Below are 20,272 nucleotides of genomic sequence, written 5' to 3'. Positions count from 1 at the left end.
TGCCGGATCCACCGCGGGAGGTCGCGGATCTGTCCCGGTGACACGCCCCGTGGCGTCGGCCCGAGCGCGCACATGCACCCGCTGGTCGGTCCTCGTCGGGCGTGTCGTCAGGACGGATCGCGCGATGACGGCGGAGAGGCGCAGGAGAGTTCAGCCCACCCGCACCCGCCCGCGCGGCGTGTCCAGCACGACCCTCAGCCGCGGCGCCGGGCCGGGTCGGACCGGCACCTCCACACCCAGGGCACGCAGGACCTCGCCGGCACGCCGAGGCTCGGGGTGCTCCAGCTCCAGCTCGATCAGGTCGACGACGGGAAGGCCCGCGTCGCTCGGGTGCGCTCCGCCGCCCCAGTCGATGAGGAACGGCTGCACGCCGCCCAGACCGAGTGGACGCGGGACCGCCAGGCGCCACGAGAGCTGGACGCCGGACGGCGTCATGCGTCGGGCGGCCACCGGCGTGCCGACGTCGAGGCCCACCTCTGCGGCGCTGGCCAGGGCGGCGTCCAGATCGTCGGGCCGGACCGCCCAGGTGTGCCCGAGCAGGGCACGTCGTGCGGACGCCTCGTCCGCCTCCGTGCCCGTGGAGGCGGCCGGCACCCCCGCCAGCGCCCGCCCGAGGTCGAGCATCATGGCGTCCTCCGGCACGTCGGGCTGGGCAGGGTCCGGGGCCAGCAGCTCCAGGTAGCAGCGTCGCTGCCCGCGCCAGCGCAGCCCGACCAACGCGTTCCGTGAGCCCAGCCCCGGGTGCGCACCTCCGGCGACCGGCTGGACGCCGGTGAGCGCCGCCAGGGCCGCGGTCCCGGCCTCCAGATCGGGCGTGACGAGGACGACGTGGTCGAGGGAGGCAGCCATGCCGACAGCATCGCCCATCGCGGTCAGGCGCAGGCCCTCACCCCTCGAGCAGATCCCTGATGTCGTCCGCCGTGAGCTGCCCGCTACGGAACTCCCCCGCGTCGACCACCGAGGCGAAGAGGCGCCGCTTGCGCTCCTGCAGACCCACGACCTTCTCCTCGATGGTGCCCGTGGAGACCATCCGGTAGACGTTGACCGGTCGGGTCTGGCCGATCCGGTGCGTGCGGTCCACGGCCTGGGCCTCGGCGGCCGGGTTCCACCACGGGTCCAGGACGAAGACGTAGTCGGCCTCGGTGAGCGTCAGCCCCACACCACCCGCCTTGAGGCTGATGAGGAAGACCGGGTCCTGCCCCTCCCGGAAGGCCGCGATCCGCTGTGCGCGCTGCTCCCCCGGGGTGCTGCCGTCGAGGTAGCTGTAGCCCACTCCGGCGGCCTCGAGCGCCGCGCGCACCCGGGACAGGAACCCGGTGAAGCTGGAGAACACCAAGGCTCGGTGCCCCTCCGCGGCCAGCTCGACGATCTGCTCCATCAGGGCGGTCACCTTCGCCGACGTCGCGAGGCCGTGGTGCTCGTCCGAGACGAGCGAGGGGTCCAGCGCGAGCTGCCGGAGCACCGTGAGCGACCGGAAGATCGCGACACGGTTCTTGTCCAGGTCCGCCAGCAGACCCAGCACCCGCTGACGCTCGCGCTGGAGATGCTTGTCGTAGACCCGCTGGTGCGCCGGGTGCAGCGCGACGTGCACGGTCTGCTCGGTCTTCGGGGGCAGCTCGGAGGCCACCTCTGACTTGGTGCGCCGCAGCATGAACGGTCGCAGCCGACGGCGGAGCCGGTCGAGCAGCTCCGGGGCCCCACCGGCCTCGATGGGGCGGCGGTACCGCTGGGCGAAGAGCTCGGGGCGGGGGAAGAGCCCCGGTGCAGCCAACGAGGTCATCGACCACAGCTCCATGAGGTTGTTCTCCAGCGGGGTGCCGGTGACGACGAAGCTCCTGGGTCCGGCGAGCCGGCGCACCGCCTGGTAGGTGGCGGACCGGTGGTTCTTGACGAACTGCGCCTCGTCCAGGACGAGCCCGCCCCAGGGCAGCCGCGCATAGTCGTCGGCCTCCAGCCTCAGCAGGGTGTAGGAGGTCACGACGACGTCGGCCGCACCCACCGCCTCCGCAAGGTCCAGCCCGCGGCGTCGGCGGGTCGCGGCCACGGCGGCGATCCGCAGGTGCGGTGCGAACCGCTGCGCCTGCTCCACCCAGCCCGACACCACGCTGGTCGGTGCCACCACGAGCACGGGCCCGTCGGCGAGGTCCCCCCGGTCCTCCGCCCGCACCACCGTCGCGAGCACCTGCAAGGTCTTGCCCAGACCCATGTCGTCCGCGAGCACCCCACCCAGCCCCGCGTCCCACAGCGCGCTCAGCCAGCGGTAGCCCTCGAGCTGGTAGGGCCGCAGGTCGGCCCGCAGGCTCTCGGGCTGGCGGACCAGCCCGTGGTCCGCGTCACCGAGGCTGAGCAACGCCTCCACCGAGTCCTGCCAGCGTGCGTCCTGCGCGTCCACCACGCCGAGGCGCACCAGCTCACCCCAGAGCCCGGCCTGGTATGGCGTGAGTCGCACCGTCGCGTCGCGGGGCGGCGCGTCCTGCAGCTCGCGGGCCTCGGCGATGAGGTCACGCAGCGCCTGCAGCTCGGGGCGGTCGAGGGTGAACCAGGTGCCCGACGCGAGGAGCAGCACCTCGTCCCCGCGGGCCAGCGCGGCGAAGAGGTCCTCGAAAGGCACCTCCTGGTCGCCCACGGTCACCCGCACGTGGAGGTCGAACCAGTCGTCCACCTCTCCTCTCGTCGTGCTCAGCCGGACCACCGGGGCCTCGTCAGCCTCGGCGTAGTCGGGCAGCTCGCCGACGACCTCGACCTCGACCTCCTCGTCCTCGCGCAGCACGGGCAGCACCTCCGCGACGAACCGCGCCGTCCGCGTGCCCGACAGCGAGAGCCTCGGGTAGGGCGCCGGACGCGTCTGACCCGCAGGAAGGCGCTCGACCAGCCCCGGGAGGTGCTCGAGCAGCGGCACGACCCGGTCCAGCGTCTCCTGCTCGGCCGCGGTGTCGCGGGGCTGCGTGCGGTCGTCGAGGGCCACCAGGACGTGGTCGGCGCCGCGACCGGAGCTGTCGGGCACGGCATACCGGAACGACCAGGCCAGGCCCAGACCGTGGCCCGGCTCCGGGGTGAGGCGCAGGTGGAGGACGGGGCGCGTGCCCGCGGCGGCGGGCACGCTGCCGTCGGCCGAGCTGAGAGCGACGTGCCGGGCGACGACCGGGTAGTAGAGAGCCAGGAAGCGGCCCACCTCGTGGGCCGGCACCCGGAGCGACCCGTGCCCCTCCAGCACCGACAGGACGGTGTCCGACGGCGCGTGGTCCAGCGGCCACAGGGTGAGCGCGCCCTCCTCGGACAGGTGCGCGACGCCGTGCGCGGGGCGGCCGAGCGGCAGGACCTGTCCAGGACCGGGCAGCGGCTCGGCGAGCAGCCGCTGGCGCAGCACCAGGTCGCCGTCCTCCTCGCGTGACAGGTCCAGCGTGAGCACGGCCCCTCCCTCACCCAGGCTGACCTGCGTCACACCTTGCCCAGGCACGAGCTCGATCCCGAGGGCGAGACACCGACGGAGCAAGGGCCACGCCACCGGACCCAGCTCCCCGAGCGACAGCTCCTCGGCCGACCAGTAGCCGTGGGCGTCCGAGCCGCGCGCCACCGCGTGCAGCTGGGACAGGGCCGAGCGATGGTCGGCGCGCACGTCCGGGGAGGACCACCTGCTGGACAGGTCGCGCCAGGCCACGCCGCTGCGCACCCATCCGCCCTGGCGGCCCCGACCGGGTCGGACCGGGCGCAGCTGCACGGACAGGGAGCGGTCGCGCTGCCAGGCCAGGTGCTCCAGGCCCACGAGCAGGCCCAGGCGAACCTCGTTCGCAGGGGTCAGGCCGCCGCCCCCTGTCTCGCCCGGAGCCGAGCCCGGTGCCGGGACGCGCAGCAACGGTGCGAGCACCTTCTCCCACGACGGCTGGCCCGTCGGGTGCCCTGCGGGAGCACCGGACAGCCGCTGCTGCACGCTGAGGATCACCGCCACCACGTGCTTGCAGTCCTGGCCCATCGGGCAGGTGCACCGGCTCTGCCAGTCGCGCGGGCCGTCGCCGGTGCGGTGCACGATCGTGGTGTAGCTCTGGCGGGCCGAACCGGCCACCGTGCCGATGAGCGGCGTGCCGGACGGTGCGGCGACCAGGGTCCCGACCCGACCGGTCTCGGCATACTCGAGGCCGCGCTCGAGCGCCCCCGCGCCGACCTGGGCGCGCAGGGCGAGCTGGCTCAGGGACAGCACCCAGGTGGCGGCGGTCAGGTCGGTCGGCATGAGTACGAGCGTAGGTCGTGCCACCGACGGCACCCTCTGTTATCCACAGCCGCGCGCCGGTCTTTGCCCACGCGTAGCCCCAGGGCGCCACTGTGCGCAGATCGGCGCCACAAAGCGGTTTACTCAGCACGTCCGTGGTGGGACAGTGGGGAGATGAGTGTGGTGGCTTCCGAGGGCCACGCCTACAACGTCGCCCTCGAGGTCCTCCGCCGCGTCGCCTCGGGGCAGGGCACCTCGATCAGCAGGATGGGCGGTGCGGTGGACGCCGTGTGCACGACGGTGCAGGGGACGCTGGGAATGCTCGTCACCGGGCACGACGGTGGGTGGGACGTGCGCGTCCTCGAGAGCTCGGTGGGGCAGGGCACACCGACCCCCGAGCGACCGGTCCTGCGCGTGCTCGCCGCGCGGGATCCCCTGCTGTGGCCCGTCCTGCAGGGGGACGACACCGTGACCACGCTCGGTCGAGCCGTGGGACCAGGATGGTCCTCCTCCCTACGGGCCGAGGAGATCCGCCGGGTCTGGGGGGTCAACCAGATCGCCTCCGTGCCGGTGCGGGTCGGCCCGGAGTTCGTCACCGTCTTCGTCGGCCGCCTGGGCGAGGACTTCTCCCCCGACGAGCTGGACCTGCTGAGGGGGGTGCAGCCGGTGCTGGTCTACCTCTTCGCGATCCTTGACCCCGCCGCGCTCCCGGAGCCGGCGGCACGGCTGGTCCACCTGACCGAGCGTGAGGCCACCGTGCTGGACCTGCTGGCCCAGGGCCACACCGCGGCGCGCATCGGGCACCTCGCGCAGATCTCCCCGCGCACCGTGCACCACCACCTCGCCAACATCTACGCCAAGCTGGCGGTCGGTGACCGGCTGTCCGCGGTCAACCGGGGCCGGCAGCTCGGCCTCATCCCGGTCGGCCAGGACGCGCCGACCTGACCGGCGCCGGGCCGCTCAGACGTTGCGGCGGTACTGCCCGCCGACCTCGAAGAAGGCCTCGGTGACCTGGCCCAGGGAGCACACCCGTGCCGCGTCCATGAGGACGGCGAAGACGTTGTCCCCGTCCATCGCCGCCTGACGCAGTCGCTGCAACGCCTCCTCGGCCTCGGCCGAGTGCCGTTCCTGGAAGTCCGCGACCCGCTCGAGCTGGGAGCGCTTCTCCTCCTCGGTGGCCCGTGCGAGCTCCACGGTGTGCTCCTCGGCTCCCTCCTCGGCCGGCCGACGGAAGGTGTTGACGCCGATGATCGGCAGCGTGCCGTCGTGCTTGCGGTGCTCGTAGAGCAGCGACTCGTCCTGGATGCGTCCCCGCTGGTAGCCGGTCTCCATGGCGCCGAGCACCCCGCCACGCTCAGAGATCCGGTCGAACTCGGTGAGCACCGCCTCCTCGACCAGGTCGGTGAGCTGCTCGATGATGAACGAGCCCTGGTTGGGGTTCTCGTTCATCGCCAGGCCCCACTCGCGGTTGATGATGAGCTGGATCGCCAGCGCACGCCTGACCGACTCGGTGGATGGGGTCGTGATCGCCTCGTCGTAGGCGTTGGTGTGCAGGCTGTTGGCGTTGTCGTAGATCGCGATCAGGGCCTGCAGGGTGGTGCGGATGTCGTTGAAGTCCATCTCCTGCGCGTGCAGGGAGCGTCCCGACGTCTGGACGTGGTACTTCAGCTTCTGGCTGCGCTCGTTGGCGCCGTACTTCTCCTTCATCGCCACCGCCCAGATCCGCCGCGCCACCCGGCCGATGACGGAGTACTCCGGGTCCATGCCGTTGGAGAAGAAGAAGCTGAGGTTGGGGGCGAAGTCGTTGACGTCCATCCCGCGGGCCAGGTAGGACTCGACGTAGGTGAACCCGTTGGCCAGGGTGAACGCGAGCTGGCTGATGGGGTTGGCCCCCGCCTCGGCGATGTGGTAGCCGGAGATGCTCACCGAGTAGAAGTTGCGCACCCCGTTGTCGATGAACCACTGCTGGATGTCGCCCATCATCCGCAGCGAGAACTCCGTGGTGAACAGGCAGGTGTTCTGGCCCTGGTCCTCCTTGAGGATGTCGGCCTGCACCGTCCCCCGGACGTTCTGCAGGGCGTAGGCCCGCAGCTCCTCCGCCTCGGCACCGGACGGCTCTCGTCCCTCGCGCTCACGGAAGGCGTCGAGCTGCTGGTCGATCGCGGTGTTGAGGAAGAAGGCCAGCACGGTGGGAGCCGGACCGTTGATCGTCATCGACACCGACGTGGTCGGCGCGAGGAGGTCGAACCCGTCGTAGAGGGCCTTCATGTCCTCCAGCGTCGCGATCGAGACGCCCGAGGTGCCCACCTTGCCGTAGATGTCCGGTCGTTCGGCGGGGTCCTGGCCGTACAGCGTGACGGAGTCGAAGGCCGTGGACAGGCGCGTGGCGGGCTGCCCCTCGGACAGGAGCTTGAAGCGTCGGTTGGTGCGGAAGGGATCACCCTCACCCGCGAACATCCGCGCCGGGTCCTCGTTGTCCCGCTTGAAAGGGAAGACCCCCGCGGTGAACGGGAAGTAGCCGGGCAGGTTCTCCTTGCGCCAGTAGCGCACCAGTGCGCCGGCCTCGTCATACGTCGGCAGAGCGACGCGAGGTATGCGGTTGCCGCTCAGCGACTCCTTCGTCAGGCTCGTGCGCAGCTCGCGGTCGCGGACCCGGACCACCTGCTCGTCGCCGGAGTAGGACTCCACCACGGACGGCCAGCGCTCCAGCTGCTCCTGCACCTCGGTCGGCACCTCACGGCGGGCCGCCTCCAGCAGCTCGTCCACGCCGTGGTCCTCACGACCCGCGGCGGCGAGCTCGTCGTCGACGGCCGCCAGGCGCTCCACCCGGCGCGCGGCCTGCGCGTAGCGCTCGGTGTCGTCGTGGTATCCGCGGACGGTGTCGGCGATCTCGGCCAGGTAGCGGACCCGCTTGGCCGGGACGACCTGACGGATCATCGAGGAGTGCCGCACCCCGGTGCTCGGCAGCGCCCCGCCCTCGGCATCGACCGCGAGGCCCTTGTCGGCGAGGAGCGTGCGCAGCTCGTGGTAGAGAGCGGTCACGCCGTCGTCGTTGAAGGTGGCCGCCGAGGTGCCGAAGACCGGCATGTCCTCGGGCTTCTTGCCGAAGGCCTCCCGGTTGCGGACCAGCTGGCGGCCCACGTCGCGCAGCGCGTCCATCGCCCCCCGCCGCTCGAACTTGTTGATGGCCACGACGTCGGCGAAGTCGAGCATGTCGATCTTCTCCAGCTGCGAGGCGGCACCGAACTCCGGCGTCATGACGTAGAGCGAGGTGTCGACGAACGGCACGATCCCGGCGTCGCCCTGGCCGATGCCGGGCGTCTCGACGACGACGAGGTCGTAGCCCGCGGCCTTGAGGATGTCGACGGTCGCCGGCAGGGCCTCGGGGACCTCCTTGTCGCCACGGGTGGCGAGGGAGCGGAAGTAGGTCTGGTCGCCCCCGATGGAGTTCATCCGGATGCGGTCACCCAGCAGCGCACCACCCCCGCGACGGCGCGTCGGGTCGATGGCCACGACCGCGATCCGGAGCCGGTCGCCCTGGTCGAGGCGGAAGCGGCGCACGAGCTCGTCGGTGAGCGAGGACTTGCCCGACCCGCCCGTGCCGGTGATCCCGAGGACCGGCACGGACCGAGCGGCGGCGGCCTCGGCATACCTGTCCCGGTCCGAGGCGGAGAGGCGGCCGAGCTCGGCACCGGTGATCGCGCGCGCGACCGCCGTGCGGTCGCCGCGCAGCACCGCGTCGACGTCGGCCGCGCCCACCTCCCACAGGTCGTAGTCGCAGTCGGAGATGACGCTGTTGATCATGCCCGGCAGGCCCAGGCGCTGACCGTCCTCGGGGCTGAAGATCGTCACGCCGGAGCTGCGCAGCCGGGCGATCTCCTCGGGAACGATCACACCGCCGCCGCCGCCGACGACCCGGACGTGGCCGGCGCCCGCCGCGGCCAGCTGCTGGACGAGGTACTCGAAGTACTCGACGTGACCGCCCTGGTAGGAGGAGACGGCCACCCCGTTGGCGTCCTCGTCGAGGACGGCCTGCACGACCTCCTGGACCGAACGGTTGTGCCCCAGGTGGATCACCTCGGCGCCCTGCGACTGCATGATCCGCCGCATGATGTTGATGGACGCGTCGTGACCGTCGAACAGGCTCGCCGCCGTCACGATCCGCACCGGGTTGGTGGGCGTGTGCATCGCGGGGCGCTCACCGCTGGCCGCGGGCGCGGTCGACTGGTCGTTCTTCACCTGAGGTCTCCTCGTCGAGTCGGGTCCTCCGTCGATCGTAGTGGACCGGGCGCAACGGCTTGACGTGAAGGTCAACCCACGGCGCGCACGGTCGCGCGCGGGCGGTCTGTAGGTTTGGCGCATGAGCACTCAAGGGCGCGAGCAGGCGGTCGAGCGGATGCGTTCGGCAGGGGTCAGCAGGCCTGCCATCGACACGTTCGTGACGCACTACGACAAGCTCGCGGAGGGGGCGACCGGACTCATCGCCGAGGCGGACGTCGAGCCGGCGCTGCCGGCCGTGCTGCAGGAGGACCTGCCGCGGGACGAGGCGGCCGCCCGGGAGGCGCTGGACCGGACGGTGGTCATCACCCTCAACGGCGGCCTCGGCACGTCGATGGGCCTGGCCGGCCCCAAGTCCCTCCTGCCGGTCCACGACGGACTGACCTTCCTCGACATCACGGTCCGCCAGGTCCTGGCGCTGCGCGCGCGGTATGGCGTGCGCCTCCCCCTCCTCCTGATGGACAGCTTCTCGACCCAGGACGCGACGCTCGAGGTCCTCGCCGGCTACCCCGACCTGCCGGTCGGCGACCTGCCCCTGGACTTCCTGCAGAGCCAGGAGCCCAAGCTGCGCGCCGACGACCTGACGCCGGTCGACTGGCCGGCCGACCCGCGGCTGGAGTGGTGCCCGCCCGGGCACGGCGACCTCTACCCTTCCCTGCTGGCCAGCGGCCTGCTCGACCGGCTCCTCGCCGACGGCTACCGCTACGCCTTCGTCTCCAACGTCGACAACCTCGGCGCCGTGCCGGACCCCGCCCTCGCGGCGTGGTTCGCGGGCAGCGGCGCGGGGTATGCCGCGGAGGTCTGCCGCCGCACCGAGATGGACAAGAAGGGCGGACACCTCGTCCGCCGCCGCGCCGACGGGCGGCTGGTGCTGCGCGACACCGCCCAGACCGCTCCCGAGGAGCTGGTGCACTTCATGGACGGCGAGAAGCACCCCTACGTCAACACCAACAACCTCTGGTTCGACCTCGAGCGGCTGCGCGCGATGCTCGAGGAGCGGGGCGGTGTCATGGACCTCCCGCTGATCCGCAACGCCAAGACGGTCGACCCCACGGACAAGGCCTCGACCCCCGTGATCCAGATCGAGAGCGCGATGGGAGGGGCGGTGGAGCTCTTCGAGGACGCCGTGTCCGTGGGCGTGAGCCGCGAGCGCTTCGCCCCGGTCAAGACGACCAACGAGCTCCTGCTGCTGCGCTCCGACGCCTACCGCCTCGACCCGCAGACCTACCGGTTGACCCGCACGGTCGAGCCCTCCCCCGTGGTCGACCTGGTCAAGGACCACTACGCGATGATCAGCGACTTCGACGCCCGGTTCCCCGCCGGCGCCCCCTCCCTGGTCGACGCGACGCGCCTGCAGGTCGAGGGTGACTGGACCTTCGGCGCGGACGTCCGCGTCCGCGGCGAGGCGGTCCTCGACGAGCAGGGCGGGCAGGTCCCCGACGGGGCCACCCTCCCGTGACGCCCGACCGGCGTCTGGTCCGCGACGACCTCGGCGCCGAGGTCCCGCTCCCGGCGGGGGCGGTGACGAGGGTCGTGTCGCTCGTGCCCTCGCTCACCGAGGCGCTCGCCGCGACGCGTCCTGAGGCTCTCGTGGGAGCGACCGACTGGTGCACCCGGCCGGAGGGGCTCGACATACCGCGGGTGAGGGGGACGAAGAACCCCGACCGCGCCGCCGTCGCCGACCTGCGCCCCGAGCTCGTCGTCTGCGTCCAGGAGGAGAACCGCGAGCTCGACGTGCGCAGGCTCCGCGAGGCCGGGGTGCCGGTCTGGGTGGGGCGGGTCGAGTCGGTGGACGACGCCCTCCGGGTGCTGCGCACCCTGATCGTCGAGGTGCTGGCGTGGGCGGAGCCCGCCTGGCTGCTCGAGGTCGAGCGGCTCTGGGCCGGCCCGGCCGCTCCGGCGCGCGCACGTGTCGCGGTGCCGATCTGGCGGGACCCGTGGATGGTGGTCGGCTCGAGCACCTTCACGGCCGACCTCCTGGCCCGTGCCGGGCTGGTCAACGTCTTCGGCGACCACCGCGAGCGCTACCCGCACGTCGATATCGAGGAGATCGACGGGGCGGGTGCGGACGTGGTGCTGCTGCCGGACGAGCCCTACGTGTTCACCCCGCAGGACGGTCCGGAGGCCTTCGCACGGACGCGCACGGCGCTCGTGAGCGGCCGGCTCCTGACCTGGTACGGCCCGGCCATGGTCGAGGCCCGGGCCAGCCTGGACGCGCTCGCGCGCTGAGGGGGGTCAGCCGCGAAGGCGGGACCGGTCCACCGGCGCGGTGTCGAGCGCGGTGCCCGGCTTGCGGAAGGAGAGGGTGGCGAGCGCGAGGACACCCAGGAGGAAGAGCATGCCCACGGCGATGTGCACGCTGCGCTGCCCCATCTCGCCCAGGCCGATCTGCACGATCGCCAGCACGGCCATGCCGGCAGCGTGCATGAACAGGCCCTTGTTGCCGCTCGTCCGCGACCACAGGAAGGCGGCCACGGCCGCGATGAGCATGACGACGAAGAGGGCGTTGCCGAGCGTGCCGTGCAGCCCGCGCACCTGCACGACGCCGAAGCCCAGCAGCGCCTGCAGGATCGCCAGCAGCGAGGCGACGACGGCGGAGATCTGGACGACGGTGAGGGACACGGCAGAGTTCTTCATGGCGCCCAGTCTCCCAGACCTGAGCAGCGGCTCGGCGATCGACCTGACCGCGCGGCCGAAGATGGCCGTCCCGTCGCTCAGACGGTGATCGCCGCGCCGATGCCGTCGGAGAAGACCTCGGGCTGGTCGGGGAGGGTGCGGGCCGTCCCGGTCTTGACCCGGTGGGCCGTCCACGCGGCCGCGCAGGCGTCGAGCATGTGCTCGGTGGCCACGCCGACCGGGGCCTGGCCGGGTGCGTGCACCCCCGCGCTCGCGAGCGCCTCCCGCCGCTCGCGGGAGCCCTCGGCCGAGCGGCGCCGCGTCGAGAGCGGAGCGCCGGCGAGCTGCGCGCAGGCCAGCTCGGGCACGACCTCCACGAGGACGAACGGCAGGTCCTGGCGCAGGTAGGCGTCGACCTCCATGATGCGACGACGCAGGTCGTAGGCCTGCTGCGAGAGCCCGGCGCCGACCTTCTCGCGGCTCAGCGCGTTGGCCTCGCCGAAGGTCGCGGCATACACCGCCTCCCGCACGGGCGTGGTGAGCACGACCGAGGCGTGCTCACCGAGCTCCTTGCGAGCCAGCGTGTCGGCCTGGCGGCGGCCGGCGTCGGGCAGCCCGATCGGCACGTCGACGGCCACGACCGTGACCGGTCCGGCGGCCTGCACCACGTCGTCCAGCGTCGCGCCCTCGACGATGGTGGGCGTGCCGTGGCCCGAGGCGTCCAGGACAGCGCCCACCCAGCCGTGGCGGGTCACGACGAGGCCCAGCACGGGCAGCTCCGGATCGACCGTCCCACGCCTGCCCGGCCCGCTGGTGGGCTGGGTGTGCGCGGCACGCTCACGTCTGGCCCTCGCGCCGCTGCTGGTGGCCGTTCCCCCGCCGCCACCGGACCGCTTGACCGGCCCGCTCTGGGGACTGAGGATGCCGGTCAGCTTGCGCCACCACGTCGTGGAGTTCATGGCTCCACTCTAGGACGACCCCGCCCAGGTCGTGGGGAGCACGAGCGTCGTCGGCCGGGCGGTCGGCGGCATGTGCCACCCTGGCCGCATGACATCGCGCATCGTCGTGCTCAACGGGCCCAACCTCAACCTCCTGGGGACCAGGGAGCCCGAGATCTACGGCACCGCCACGCTGGCGGACGTGGAGGTCCTGTGCGCCGAGACGGCCGCGAAGCACGGGCTCGGCGTGAGCTGCCACCAGAGCAACCACGAGGGTGGGCTGGTGGACCTGCTCCACGAGGCCGCTGCGGACCCGGGGGTGGTCGGGGTCGTCCTCAACGCCGCCGCCTACACGCACACGTCGGTCGCCCTCCTCGACGCGGTGAAGGCGACCCGGCTGGCCGTGGTCGAGGTGCACCTGAGCAACCCGCACGCGCGCGAGGAGTTCCGCCACACGTCATACCTCTCGCCGGTAGCGGTGGCGGTCATCGCCGGGGCGGGCGTGCAGGGCTACGCCTACGCGGTCGACCTCTTGGCGACGCGCCACGCGTAACCAGCGGCACCTCGTGGTTTGTCGCTAGGCTCGGGCGTCTGTATTCGTCAACACCAAAGGAGGTCCTGCCGTGGCGACACCATCCAACGCCCCGGTCGCGACCGAGAACCGCGAGACCTGGACGAGCAACACCGGGTTCATCCTCGCGGCTGTCGGGTCCGCCGTCGGCCTGGGCAACATCTGGCGGTTCCCCGGGGTCGCCTACGAGAGCGGCGGGGGGGCCTTCATGATCCCCTACCTCTGCGCCCTCCTCACCGCGGGCATCCCCATCCTGTTCCTCGACTACGCGATCGGTCACCGCTACCGTGCCGCGGCACCGTTGGCCTACCGCCGCATCCGCAAGCCCGCCGAGGCGCTGGGCTGGTTCCAGATCCTGCTCTCGTTCGTGATCGCCGTCTACTACGCCGCGGTCATCGCCTGGGCGATGAGCTACTTCGTGTTCGCCTTCGACCTGAGCTGGGGTCAGGACACGCTGGCCTTCTTCGTCGGTGACTACCTCCAGGTCGGTGACCCCGAGATCTCGACGACCATCGTCCCAGGGATCGCCATACCGCTGGTCATCACGTGGGTCGCGGTCCTGATCGCGATCGCCCTGGGCGTGGCCAAGGGCGTGGAGAAGGTCAACGTCCTCTTCATCCCGCTGCTGTTCGTGGCCTTCATCGGCCTGGTCATCCGGGCTCTGACCCTGCCCGGCGCACTGGACGGCCTGACCGAGTTCTTCACCCCGGACTGGGCGGCTCTCGGCGACCTCGACGTGTGGATCGCGGCCTACAGCCAGATCTTCTTCTCGCTGTCCATCGCCTTCGGCATCATGGTCACCTACGCCTCGTTCCAGCGGCGCAAGGCCAACATGACCAGCTCCGGCCTCGTGGTGGCCTTCGCCAACTCCAGCTTCGAGCTCCTCGCCGGCATCGGCGTGTTCGCGACGCTGGGCTTCATGGCGCACCAGCAGTCCACGCAGGTGTCCGAGCTGGAAGGGCTGACGGGGCCGATCCTGTCGTTCGTCACCTTCCCCGCAGTGATCAACGAGATGCCCGGCGGCACCATCTTCGGCGTCGTCTTCTTCGCCTCGCTGATCATGGCCGGTTTCACCTCGATCATCTCCATCCTGCTCGGCGTGGCCGCATCGGTCGGTGAGAAGTTCGGCCTGGGGTGGCGCACCTCCGCCGTCAGCGTGAGCGCCGTGTGCGCCGTGCTGTCGATCGGCCTCTTCTCGACCACCTCGGGCCTCATCGCGCTCGACACCGTGGACCAGTTCGCCAACAACGTCGGCATCGTCCTCTCGGCGATCGTCATGACGGTGCTGCTCGTCTGGGTCTACCGGCGCGGCGAGCTGCTCCGCCAGCACCTGAACGCCGTGTCCACCTTCAAGGTCGGCAAGTGGTGGATCGTGCTCATCGGCTTCGTCGGCCCGGTCTTCCTGGTGATCATGCTGGTCCAGAAGCTGGTCAGCCTCGTCAGCGAGGGCTACGAGGGCTACCCCGGCTGGTACGTCGGCCTGTTCGGCTGGGGCACCGTCGTGTTCGTGATCGTCATGGCGGCCATCCTGACCGCCATACCGTGGAAGGGACGCGACCAGGCGGACTTCCGGCCGTGGCCCGAGCTGGAGGAGGAGCACCGATGACCGGCATCTCGATCGCCATGATGATCGTCGCGATGATCATCGTCTGGGGAGGGCTGATCGCCAGCATCCTCTTCCTGCGCCGCAACCCCGAGGTCGTCGGGGGGCCGCACGAGGACCCCGACCTCGTCCTCGACGACGAGCAGCGCGCCCACCAGGCGCACCCCACCCGCGACACCTGATCGGTCGTCGCCTCACGACGGGCCCGGGTCTCCCCTCGCGGAGGTCCGGGCCCGTCCGCGTCCCAGGGCTCAGCGGCTCTCCAGGACAGCCCGTGCGGCGTGGTAGCCGCCGAGCGCGCTCACACCCCCGCCGCGGCGCGACCCGGCTCCGGCGAGCAGGACACCCGGGTATGCCGTGTCCACGCCCCACCTGCGCGCGGCGGTGTCGAGCGGGTCGTCGTCCTCGGCCCAGGGCCAGGTCAGTGGCGCGTGGAAGATGTTGCCGCCGGGCATGGCGAGGGCGTCCTGCAGGTCGCGGGTCGTCCTCGTCTCCACGCACAGGCTCCCGTCGGGACGGCGCAGGACGACGTCCTCGATCGGCTCGGCCAGGACCGAGCTCAGCGAGTCGAGCACGGCCCGCTCCAGGTCGGCCCGGGCTCCGTCGAGCGACTCCGCACCGTCGAGGAGCCGGTCGGGTGTCTGCAGCGTGAAGACCGTGAGCGTGTGCGCCCCTCGCTCGCGCAGACCCGGCGACAAGATGCTGGCGTCGCTGATGGAGTGGCAGTAGATCTCGGCGGGCATCGGTGCCGGCACCCGACCGGCGAGCGCCTCCCCGTAGGCCGTCTCCAGCTGGCTGTAGGTCTCGTTGATGTGGAAGGTGCCGCCGAAGGCCGCTTCCGGCGCCACGCCCTGCTCGCGCAGCCGAGGCAGCCGGGACAGCAGCAGGTTGACCTTGACCTGGGCGCCCTCGACCCGCTCCCCCTCCCGCCCCATGAGGCCGTCGAGCACCGCCGGCGCCGCCGCCCACAGGACGTCGCGCGCGGTGGCGCGGTGCGACATACCCGCGTCGTCCGTCCAGGTCACGCCCCCCTGCTCCACACCGACGACGGTGGCGCCCGTGCGCAGCTCGGCTCCTGCCCGCCGGGCCACGGCGGCCAGCTGGCCGGACACCTCGCCCATGCCGCCGACCGGGACGTCCCAGTCCCCGGTCCCGCCGCCCACCACGTGGTAGAGGAAGCAGACGTTCTGGCGCAGGTCCGCCTCGTGAGCACTGGCGAAGGTCGAGATCAGCGCGTCCGTCAGCACCACCCCGCGCACCAGGTCGTGCTCGAACGTGCCCTCGACGACCTCGCCCAGCGGCCGCTCGAGGAAGTCCTCCGCAAGGATGGGGTCACCGAGCCGTGCGACGATCTCGCTGCGGCGCAGGAGCGGCTCGGTCATGGTCGGCCACACCGCGCGCGCCAGCCGCCCGGTCCGCCCGTAGTAACGCGTCCACGGCTCGAGGTCGCCCGCCGCCCCGACAGCCGCGAAGGACCGGGACGTGGCGCCGGCGTCCCCGCGGTCGACGAGCAGACCCACGTCGCCGCCGGGCACCGGGGTGTAGGAGGAGTAGCGTCGCCGCGCGAGCCGCAGGCGCAGCCCGAGATCCTCGACGATGCGCTGCGGCAGCAGGCTGACCAGATAGCTGTAGCGCGACAGCCGCGCCCCCATCCCGTCGAAGGCGTCCGCGCTCACGGTGGCCCCGCCCAGCTCGTCCTGCCGCTCGAGGAGCAGGACCGACAGCCCCTCCCGCGCGAGGTAGGCGGCGGCGGCCAGACCGTTGTGGCCACCGCCCACGATCACGACGTCGTGACTGGTCGACATGCTCGCGATCCTAGGGCGCCCCTGCGTCCTGCCCGCTCACACTCTGCAGGTATGGCGTGCTCGCGCCGCTCCTGTGAGTGGGTCGGGCACGCGATCTGCCGGTATGGCGTGCGCGCGCCACTCCCATGAGTGGGTCGCGCACGCGGTCGACCGGGACGGTCAGATGACGCCCATCGCCAGCATCGCGTCGGCGACCTGGGTGAAGCCGGAGGCGTTGGCGCCGAAGACGTAGTCGCCGGGGCGGCCGTAGTCCTCGGCGGTCGTGACGACGCGCTCGTGGATGCTCGTCATGATCTGGCCCAGCCGTGCGTCGGTGTGCTCGAAGGTCCAGCTGTCGCGCGAGGCGTTCTGCTGCATCTCCAGCGCCGAGGTCGCGACGCCGCCGGCGTTGGCCGCCTTGCCGGGCCCGAACAGCACACCCGCCTCGCGGAAGACCCGCACGGCGCCCGGTGTGCAGGGCATGTTGGCGCCCTCGGCGACGATCTCCAGGCCGTGCGAGACGAGCTGGCGGGCGGCCGCCTCGTCGAGCTCGTTCTGCGTGGCGCACGGCAGGGCGACGTCGCAGGGGACGTCCCAGATGCTGCCCGCGGCGACGAAGGTCGCGCCCGGGCGACGCGCCGCATACGCCGAGATGCGCTCGCGCCGCTCCTCCTTGACCTCCCTGAGGAGCTCCAGGTCGATGCCGGCCTCGTCCACGACATACCCCGAGGAGTCGGAGCAGGCGACCACCGTGCCGCCGAGCTCGGTCACCTTGGCGATCGCGTAGATGGCCACGTTGCCGGAGCCGGAGACGACGACGCGGGTGCCCTCGAGGCTCAGCCCGGCGTGCCGAGCCATCTCGCGGGCGAAGTAGACGGTGCCGAAACCGGTGGCCTCGGTGCGGGCCCGCGAGCCGCCCCAGGCCAGGCCCTTGCCGGTGAGCACGCCGGCCTCGTATCGGTTGGTGATGCGCTTGTACTGACCGAAGAGATAGCCGATCTCGCGGCCGCCGACCCCGATGTCACCTGCCGGCACGTCGGTGTACTCGCCCAGGTGACGGTAGAGCTCGGTCATGAACGACTGGCAGAACCGCATGACCTCGGCGTCCGAGCGCCCCTTGGGGTCGAAGTCGGACCCACCCTTGCCGCCGCCGATCGGCATACCGGTCAGGGCGTTCTTGAAGATCTGCTCGAAGCCCAGGAACTTGACGGTCCCGAGCATCACGCTGGGGTGGAAGCGCAGCCCGCCCTTGTACGGACCGAGGACCGAGGAGTACTCGACCCGGAAACCGCGGTTGATCTGGACCTGGCCGGCGTCGTCGGTCCACGGCACCCGGAAGATGATCTGGCGCTCGGGCTCGCAGAGACGCTCGATGACGCTCGCCTCCAGGTAGTGCGGGTGGCGCCGCACGACCGGCCCCAGGCTCCCGAGGACCTCCTCGACCGCCTGGTGGAACTCATGCTCGCCCGGGTTGCGCCGGAGGACCTCGTCGTAGGCGCTCTGCAGGGCGGGGTCGATGGTGGTCTCAGTCGCGAGCGTCGTCATGCTGCCTCCGGGACGGGGTGGACGGGACGGTGCCGCGCGGGCGGGACCGGCGCACCAGTCGGCATCCTAAGCCGGATCATGCATACCTATACAGAGCCTTCCGCATGAGACGGGTCACCTTCGCGCTGAATTCCCGACCGAGCGGGTTGCGACGCGGCAGCGTATGCCGTGCATCGCATAGGTATGCCGAGCTGGCGCCGGCCCGAGGCATCAGCCGCGCGGACGCCAGTCCGGCCGCGAGTCCTTGCGGTAGCCACCACGGTCCCGGTCGCCCCCGCGGTCCCGGTCGCCGTAGCCACCACGGTCGCGGTCGCCGTAGCCACCACGGCCCCGGTCGCCGCCGCGGTCCCGGTCGCCGTAGCCACCACGGTCACCGCCACGACCCCGGTAGCCGCCCCGGTCACCGCCGCGACCGCGGTCGCGGTCGTAGCCACCAGGACGCCGTCCGCGTCCCTGCGGCCGGCGGGGGCGCAGGATCTCGTCGAGCTGCTCCTGCAGGATCGGGCCACCGGTCGGCACGGAGCCGCCGGCGGTCTCGATCACCGCGACGTCCTCCGGACCGACCTGCTGCGGCTCGGTCTCGACCCCCGCCGCGTCGAGCAGACGCGAGAGCTGGCGCTTCTGGTGCGGCAGCGCGAGGGTCACGACGACGCCGTCCTCGCCGGCGCGCGCCGTGCGGCCCGAGCGGTGCAGGTAGTCCTTGTGGTCGGCCGGCGGGTCGACCTGGAGCACCAGGGACACGTCGTCGACGTGGATGCCGCGGGCGGCCACGTCGGTCGCGACCAACACGGGCAGGGTGCCGTTCTTGAACGCGTCGAGGACGCGGGTCCGCTGGGCCTGGTTGAGACCTCCGTGCAGGGCCGCCGCGAAGACGCCGGACTCCCGCAGCTGGGTGGCGATGCGGTCGGCGCCGAGCTTGGTCCGGCAGAAGACGACGGTGCGCCCCGGACGGTTGGCGATCGCCGCGGTGATCGGCTTCTTGTCGTGCGGGTGCACGAGGAAGACGTGGTGCTCCATCGTCGCGACGCTCGCGGTCGCGTCGTCGGTCGAGTGCGTGACCGGGTCCTTGAGGTAGGTCTTGGCGACCTGGTCGACACCGTGGTCGAGCGTGGCCGAGAAGAGCAGCTTCTGCCCGTCGGCCGGCGCGAGGTCGAGGACCTGGCTGATCGCCTCGACGAAGCCCATCTCCGCCATGTGGTCGGCCTCGTCGAGGATGACCACCTCGGCCTCGGAGAGGTCCGCCGCGGAGCGGTCGATGAGGTCGATGAGCCGGCCGGGGGTCGCGACGAGCACGTCGACGCCCTTCTCCAGCGCCGCCAGCTGGGGCGTGTACGACATACCGCCAGCAACGAGCAGGAAGCGCCGGTCGACGGCCCGCATGAGCGGCGCGAGGGCGTCGACGATCTGCATGGCGAGCTCGCGGGTCGGGGTCAGGATGAGCGCGCGGGGGCGGTGCGGCACGGCGCGGGGCCGCTGCGCGAGCCGGTGCAGCGTCGGCAGCCCGAAGGCCATCGTCTTGCCGGAGCCGGTCTGGCCGCGACCGAGCAGATCCTTGCCCGCCAGCGCGTCCGGGATGGTCGCGGCCTGGATCGGGAACGGCTGGGTGATGCCGACGCGCGCCAGCGTCTCGACGAGCTTGGGGTCGAGCCCGAGCGCGGCGAAGCCGTTGTCGGCCTCGACCGTGGCGGCCTCGTTCTCGGCGCGGCCGGTCACCTGGCGGTTCTGGTATGCCGCGTCCGCCGCCTCGCGCTCGGCCTCGGCCTCGACGAAGGCGTCCTGCGGGTCGACGGCCGGCTGGCGGTCCCAGTCGCGACGTCCCCGGCGGTCGTCGTCGAAACGACGGCCATCACGACGGCGGTCCTCGGACCAGCTGCGGCCCTCGTGGCGGCCCCGCTCCCCCGGGCGCCCCTCGCGGTCCTCCCGGTGCGTCCGCCACGTGTGCTCGCGCCGCTGGAAGCCGCCGCGCTCGTCGTCGCGGCGACGGTAGCCACCGTCGCGGTCGTCACGACGCTGGAAACCACCGTCGCGGTCGTCGCGACGCTGGAAACCACCACGGTCCCGGTCGTCGCGACGCTGGAAACCACCACGGTCCCGGTCGTCACGACGCTGGAAACCACCACGGTCCCGGTCGTCACGACGCTGGAAACCACCGCGGTCACGGTCATCACGACGCTGGTAGCCACCGTCGCGGTCGTCGCGACGCTGGAAACCACCGCGGTCGCGGTCGTCGCGACGCTGAAAACCGCCACGGTCGCGGTCATCACGGCGCTGGAAACCACCACGGTCCTCACCGCGGGAGAACTCACGACGCTCGGCGCGCTCACCACGGCCACGGGGGTCCGCGGCGTCGCGGTCACGCCAGCGGTTCTTCTCGCCGCGCTCCCCCTCGCGGGGGAACTCCGGACGGCGGTCGCCGCGCGGGTCGTTGCGCCGACCCTTCAGCTGAGCGCGCGCGGCCTTCTCCCGGGCCTGTCGGGCGGCCTTCTTCTGGTCGGCGGTGTGTCGGGGCTTCTTTCCAGGGGTAGCCACAGCGGCTCACTCATTTCAGTTGGTCGAGGTGCGTTCTCGCCTCGACGCTTCCTGAGCGTGACCGGAACTACCTCCAGGTGCACCTCGTGGCACCCGCATGGGCCTCCGGGAGCGGGTTGTCCCGGGGCTGTGCCGCCCCTGTCCCGGGGCGCAACTTTTCTAGTCTACCGGATGTGGAGCCGGCGACGCGCAGGCCGTTCTGGC

14 protein-coding genes are annotated in these 20,272 nt (G+C 72.0%); 6 read left to right on the top strand and 8 right to left on the bottom strand.

Annotation, left to right across the window (positions count from 1 at the left end; translation table 11 throughout):
- Positions 1–150 precede the first annotated feature (150 nt).
- The gene (locus IEV65_RS05760; protein WP_188428633.1) at positions 151–849 is read right to left on the bottom strand and encodes a VOC family protein; all 699 of its coding nucleotides are present in this window, start codon (positions 847–849) and stop codon (positions 151–153) included.
- Between the two features lie 37 nt (positions 850–886).
- On the bottom strand, positions 887–4,225 hold the full coding sequence (locus IEV65_RS05755) for a DEAD/DEAH box helicase (RefSeq protein WP_188428631.1): 3,339 nt from the start codon (positions 4,223–4,225) through the stop codon (positions 887–889).
- Between the two features lie 153 nt (positions 4,226–4,378).
- On the opposite strand from IEV65_RS05755, the gene IEV65_RS05750 reads away from it, so the two are divergent.
- Positions 4,379–5,149 (top strand): helix-turn-helix transcriptional regulator, encoded by a 771-nt coding sequence (locus IEV65_RS05750; protein WP_188428630.1) that lies wholly within the window; start codon positions 4,379–4,381, stop codon positions 5,147–5,149.
- 15 nt (positions 5,150–5,164) lie between these two features.
- On the opposite strand, the gene icmF is transcribed toward IEV65_RS05750, so the two are convergent.
- Positions 5,165–8,392: a fused isobutyryl-CoA mutase/GTPase IcmF gene (gene icmF / locus IEV65_RS05745; RefSeq protein ID WP_188429509.1), complete on the bottom strand. Its 3,228-nt coding sequence runs from the start codon at positions 8,390–8,392 to the stop codon at positions 5,165–5,167.
- A gap of 172 nt (positions 8,393–8,564) precedes the next feature.
- Here icmF and IEV65_RS05740 point away from each other — a divergent pair, with 172 nt between their 5' ends.
- Together IEV65_RS05740 and IEV65_RS05735 are read left to right on the top strand one after the other, a co-directional pair.
- Complete coding sequence (locus IEV65_RS05740; RefSeq protein ID WP_188428627.1) at positions 8,565–9,941, top strand: UTP--glucose-1-phosphate uridylyltransferase; 1,377 nt, start codon at positions 8,565–8,567, stop codon at positions 9,939–9,941.
- Positions 9,938–10,711, top strand: coding sequence for a helical backbone metal receptor (locus IEV65_RS05735; protein ID WP_229734944.1), 774 nt, complete (start codon positions 9,938–9,940; stop codon positions 10,709–10,711). Before IEV65_RS05740 ends, IEV65_RS05735 begins: the two co-directional genes overlap by 4 nt.
- 6 nt (positions 10,712–10,717) lie before the next feature.
- Here IEV65_RS05735 and IEV65_RS05730 read toward each other — a convergent pair whose 3' ends face one another.
- Both IEV65_RS05730 and IEV65_RS05725 read right to left on the bottom strand, forming a co-directional pair.
- A complete protein-coding gene (locus IEV65_RS05730; protein ID WP_188428626.1) occupies positions 10,718–11,119 on the bottom strand; it encodes a hypothetical protein in 402 nt (133 codons plus the stop codon).
- Between the two features lie 77 nt (positions 11,120–11,196).
- Complete coding sequence (locus tag IEV65_RS05725; RefSeq protein WP_188428624.1) at positions 11,197–12,057, bottom strand: DUF429 domain-containing protein; 861 nt, start codon at positions 12,055–12,057, stop codon at positions 11,197–11,199.
- Positions 12,058–12,145: 88 nt separating this feature from the next.
- Here IEV65_RS05725 and aroQ point away from each other — a divergent pair, with 88 nt between their 5' ends.
- The 3 genes from aroQ to IEV65_RS05710 all read left to right on the top strand — a co-directional run bounded on the left by aroQ (position 12,146) and on the right by IEV65_RS05710 (position 14,392).
- Complete coding sequence (aroQ, locus tag IEV65_RS05720) at positions 12,146–12,589, top strand: type II 3-dehydroquinate dehydratase (protein WP_188428621.1); 444 nt, start codon at positions 12,146–12,148, stop codon at positions 12,587–12,589.
- A gap of 70 nt (positions 12,590–12,659) precedes the next feature.
- The gene (locus IEV65_RS05715) at positions 12,660–14,213 is read left to right on the top strand and encodes a sodium-dependent transporter (protein WP_188428619.1); all 1,554 of its coding nucleotides are present in this window, start codon (positions 12,660–12,662) and stop codon (positions 14,211–14,213) included.
- Complete coding sequence (locus tag IEV65_RS05710; protein ID WP_188428617.1) at positions 14,210–14,392, top strand: methionine/alanine import family NSS transporter small subunit; 183 nt, start codon at positions 14,210–14,212, stop codon at positions 14,390–14,392. Before IEV65_RS05715 ends, IEV65_RS05710 begins: the two co-directional genes overlap by 4 nt.
- A 69-nt stretch (positions 14,393–14,461) precedes the next feature.
- On the opposite strand, the gene IEV65_RS05705 is transcribed toward IEV65_RS05710, so the two are convergent.
- The 3 genes from IEV65_RS05705 to IEV65_RS05695 form a co-directional block, all read right to left on the bottom strand.
- Positions 14,462–16,015, bottom strand: a complete 1,554-nt coding sequence (locus tag IEV65_RS05705) for a phytoene desaturase family protein (protein ID WP_188428615.1) — start codon at positions 16,013–16,015, stop codon at positions 14,462–14,464.
- Positions 16,016–16,174: 159 nt separating this feature from the next.
- Entirely contained in the window at positions 16,175–17,539 is a 1,365-nt protein-coding gene (gene gdhA / locus IEV65_RS05700; RefSeq protein ID WP_188428613.1) for an NADP-specific glutamate dehydrogenase, read from the bottom strand.
- 210 nt (positions 17,540–17,749) lie between these two features.
- Positions 17,750–20,068, bottom strand: coding sequence for a DEAD/DEAH box helicase (locus IEV65_RS05695; protein WP_229734943.1), 2,319 nt, complete (start codon positions 20,066–20,068; stop codon positions 17,750–17,752).
- Positions 20,069–20,272 lie beyond the last annotated feature (204 nt).

Origin of the sequence: Ornithinimicrobium tianjinense, from assembly GCF_014636495.1 — a bacterium.
Classification (GTDB): domain Bacteria; phylum Actinomycetota; class Actinomycetes; order Actinomycetales; family Dermatophilaceae; genus Ornithinicoccus; species Ornithinicoccus tianjinensis.
Note: the sequence above shows the minus strand (reverse complement) of the source record. Positions and strands in the feature narration are given on the sequence as shown.